The 4,652-nt window shown below is 62.1% G+C and carries 2 protein-coding genes; both read left to right on the forward strand.

Going from position 1 to position 4,652, the window contains the following annotated elements:
* Positions 1–25: 25 nt before the first annotated feature.
* Entirely contained in the window at positions 26–1,612 is a 1,587-nt protein-coding gene (locus QP305_RS08655) for a class I SAM-dependent methyltransferase (RefSeq protein WP_284904920.1), read from the forward strand.
* Between the two features lie 182 nt (positions 1,613–1,794).
* Positions 1,795–4,581: a type I DNA topoisomerase gene (topA, locus tag QP305_RS08660; RefSeq protein WP_284904921.1), complete on the forward strand. Its 2,787-nt coding sequence runs from the start codon at positions 1,795–1,797 to the stop codon at positions 4,579–4,581.
* Positions 4,582–4,652: the final 71 nt, after the last annotated feature.

Genomic DNA, 4,652 nt, shown 5'->3' on the forward strand with positions numbered 1-4,652 from the left:
CGGCCGGGCAGTTTACTGTTATGGCATGGAGCTCTTTGTCCCGGGCGCCCCCGAGCGCCTCGCCACCACGTTACGTCAAGATCTCACAGGTTATACCACCGCACATATATCCACCCTGCTCGGCCCGGAAGCCACTGCCGCCATGCGCCGCGAGCAGCGCATTCCCGCGCTCCTCGTATGCGAAAAAGCGTGCCACCAGGCCACCGCCCCGCATACCGAAGCGGAGATCCTGGCCTGCCAGGTTCGCCTCCTTATCCTTGGAGACACGTTGAGCGCCGAGGAACTCGAGGGCGCTTTTCCTGCCACTTTCGGTGACCGGGTCACGCGCGACGCGCTGCTTGTTATCGGCAATGCGGGATACCGGGCCCGTTTCCAAGTGGTTCCCGTTCCGCTCGACATTACCCGCAAGGGCACCCGCCGGATCACCCGTACCGAAGTGCTGATCGCCTCCGATTTCGGGGAACTGGCCGGCCGGGTACCCGGAGCCCACCACGTTATGCCGGTGGGTGGGGCCACCCGCACCCTCGCGAATATCGTCACCTATACCGGGGGACGGGTTCTGGATGTGGGAACCGGCTGCGGGATCCATGCCATTAGCGCCGCGTTGCACGGCTGCGAGGTGGTCGCCACCGATATTTCAGCGCGAGCTTTGCAATTCGCCTCCCTCAATATCGCGCTCGCGGCCGTGCGGGTGGAGCTGCTCCAAGGTTCCCTTTTCGATCCGGTGGAAGGGCGTTTCGACACCATCGTGTCCAATCCTCCCTTCGTTATCACCCCCGCAAGTGTCCGGCAAAAAGTCGATTTCGAGTATCGCGACGGTGGCTTCGGTGGGGATATGCTCCTCTCCGAACTCATCTCCGCGCTTCCCAACCACCTCACGGATACCGGCACCGCCTATATTTTGGGGAATTGGGAAGTGGAAGACGGCTGCTCCTGGGATACCCACCCGCAGGTGTGGGCCCGGGTGGCGGGCCTCGATGCCTGGTTCATTGCGCGCGATGACGTCGATCCGGCCCACTACGTGGAAATGTGGCTCCGGGATGGTGGCCTGCGCCCGCGCGATGCCGGATACGAGGAGGCCTACCGTACCTGGCTTGATGATTTTGCCGCGCGCGGGATACGCGCCATCAGCCTGGGCTACGGGATTCTCTCCCGTCCGGCTGCCTCCCGCGAACCCATGATCCGCACCGAGGAAATACCCGGCCGTCCCCAGGGTGATATTCGCCAGCATATTCAGCGGGTTTGGAATAACCGGCACCTGGTGGCCGCCCCCGATGAGGATCTAGCGCAGCGCCACCTCACCCGCACCGAAGTGATCGAGCATCGTTTTTATGACCCGGGGGCGGCCGATCCGCTGCGTATTGTTCTCGCGCACACGGGCGGATTCCAGCAGACCCTCCCGGCCGATTCCCAAGTCGCGGCTTTCGTGGGTGCCTGCGATGGCGAGTTGAGCGTGGGAGCCTTATGCCAGGCGATTGCGCAGATTTACGGAGAAGATAGCGCGGCGGTCCAAGCCCGCCTGCTCGAGACGGTGCGCGAGCTGATCGCCACCGGGCTCTTGACCGAAGGAAGCGGAATGGGAACAGGAATGGGAACAGGAACCGGGAGCTAGACGATTAACAATAGAGCGCCCGTCACGAGTACCTGTAACGAGTACCCGCAAAGAATACCCGTAAAGAGTACCCGTCACGAGCGCCGGTTTTCGGCGTGGGCGTGCTACCGTGTGACAACAGGGCACAAAATATGTGTTGGAGGCGTGACCTTGTCACGCCGTGAGTAGTGAGGGATGCAGTTGTGACGAAGCTGGTTATCGTGGAGTCTCCCGCCAAGGCGCGCACGATCGGCAGGTACCTAGGCGAAGATTTCGAGGTGCTGGCGTCCGTGGGGCACATTCGAGACCTGCCCCAGCCCTCGGAGCTCCCTGACAGTATGAAGAAGGGCCCCTACGGGCGCTTCGCTGTTGATGTGGACGGTGATTTCGCGCCCTACTACGTTATTTCTGCCGGGAAGAACAAAACGGTTGCCGAGCTGAAGAAAGCTTTGAAGAACGCCGACGAACTCTTCCTGGCAACCGATGAGGATCGCGAGGGGGAAGCAATCGCCTGGCATCTTTACGAGGTGCTCAAGCCGAAAGTTCCCACTTCGCGGATGGTCTTCCACGAAATCACTCCTGAGGCGATCTCCCGCGCCTTGGAAACACCTCGCGCGCTCGATACCCAGCTGGTGGACGCCCAGGAATCACGCCGTATTCTTGACCGCCTGGTCGGCTACGAAGTCTCGCCGTTGCTGTGGCGCAAGGTCGCCGCGGGACTTTCCGCCGGCCGCGTCCAATCCGCCACCACTCGCCTGGTTGTGCAACGCGAACGCGAACGCATGGCTTTCGTTTCCGCCTCGTATTGGGACGTGACCGCCACTTTCGGCACGTCCGAACAATTCGAAGCAGCCCTCCATTCCCTTGACGGCGCGCGAATTGCTTCCGGTAAAGATTTTGGCGACGACGGCGCCCTCTCCGCCAAGGCCACTAAAGAAGGCGTCCGTGCTCTGAACGCCGAGCTGGCCGGTGAGCTGGCGGAAACACTCGAAGGCGCGAGGGGCACGGTACGCACCCGGGAAGAAAAGCCGTATCGCCGTCGCCCTGCCGCACCCTTCACCACCTCAACCTTGCAGCAGGAAGCCGGGCGTAAGCTGCGTCTCTCCTCGCGTCAAACAATGCGCATCGCCCAGTCGCTGTACGAATCGGGCTATATCACCTATATGCGTACCGATTCCACGAACCTGTCCGCGCAGGCCATCAGCGCGGCCCGCAGCCAAATCAAGGAATTGTACGGGCAGGTCAGCCTGCCGGAAAAGCCGCGTTTCTACGGTAAGAAAGCGAAAGGCGCGCAGGAAGCTCACGAAGCTATCCGCCCGGCCGGGGATCATTTCCGCACCCCGCAGATGGTGGCCGGGGAACTGTCCGGCGCGGATTTCCGCCTCTACGAACTCATTTGGAAGCGCACGGTTGCTTCTCAGATGGAAGATGCACGCGGGCAAACGGTTTCGCTAAAAATTGATGTGCCGGTGAGCGGGGCGGCCGGAGCCCAAACCGCCACCTTCTCCGCATCCGGAACGGTGATTACCTTCCCCGGGTTCCTGGCCGCGTACGAAGAAGGCCGGGATGCCAATCGCTACGAAGCTACCGATGCCGCCCGGCTCCCGGACGTAAAAGAAGGGGAAGCGCTGCCGGTCAGCGCCCCGCAGGCCACCGGCCACGAAACTCTTCCCCCGCCGCGCTACACCGAAGCATCGTTGGTGAAGAAAATGGAAGAACTGGGTATCGGGCGTCCCTCGACCTACGCTTCCACGATCTCCACCATTACCGACCGTGGATACGTGGAGCATCGCGGCCAGGCGCTCGTCCCTACCTGGACGGCTTTCTCCGTGGTGCGCCTCCTGGAAGAAAACCTCCCCGACCTGGTGGATTACGATTTCACCGCCCAGATGGAAACCGATCTCGACCGTATTGCGGAGGGCAGTGGGGATCGGGTCACCTACCTGTCGAAATTCTGGCGGGGAGATGGCGATAAGCCGGGCCTGGAAGGCCGGGTGGAATCCCTCGGCGATATTGATGCGCGCGCTATTAATTCCACCCCGATCGGGGAGGGAATCACCCTGCGCAACGGCAAATACGGGCCCTATCTTGAAGTAGAGGGCTCGGATAAACGTGCTTCGGTGCCGGCCGGCATGGCCCCCGACGAAATGACGGTGGAGGCCGCCCGCGACATCCTGGAGAAGGCATCTTCCGATGGGCGTGAGCTGGGCGAGGACCCCGAAACCGGGCGGCGCGTCGTCGTAAAATCCGGGCGTTTCGGGCCCTACGTCACCGAAATTATTCGCGAGGGTGAAGTCGCGCTCACTCCCACCGGGAAAGTCTCCAAAAAGGCACCGAAGCCGCGCACGGCCTCGCTGCTGAAATCCATGCAACCGGAAACTGTCACGCTGGAGGAGGCGCTGCGTTTGCTGCATCTGCCCCGCGTGATCGGGCAGGGTGAGGATGGCGTGGATATCACCGCGACGAACGGGCGTTACGGCCCGTATATTACCCACGGGAAAGATACGCGCTCGCTGGAAACCGAGGAGCAGATTTTCACGATCACCCTGGAGGAGGCGCAGGCCTTGCTGGCCCAGCCCAAGCGGCGCCGCGGGCAGGCCACTGCTAAGCCCCCGCTCAAGGAGCTGGGAACCGATCCGGTGACCGAAGCGCCGGTGGTGCTCAAAGAGGGCCGTTTCGGGCCGTACGTGACGGACGGGAAAACGAATGCGTCGCTGCGCAAGGGCGATACCGTGGAGGATATTACCCCCGAGCGCGCTTACGAACTGCTCGCGGATCGGCGCGCGAAGGGCCCGGTGAAACGGCGTACCACGGCGAAGAAGACCGCGTCCGCAAGCTCAAGCGCGAAGAAAACGACGGCGAAAAAGACCTCCGCGAAAACTTCGACTGCCAAGACGACCACCTCGAAGAAACCGGCTGCGAATAAGACCACCGCGAAGAAGCCGGCCGCGAAGAAGTCCGCTACCGAATCGACCACCGAGAAGGCATAAATGCGCGGGGTGTTCATTACCTTTGAAGGTGGGGATGGAGCTGGGAAAACAACCCAGTTGCAGCTGCTTGC

The organism is Actinotignum timonense (assembly GCF_030216305.1).
Classification (GTDB): domain Bacteria; phylum Actinomycetota; class Actinomycetes; order Actinomycetales; family Actinomycetaceae; genus Actinotignum; species Actinotignum timonense_A.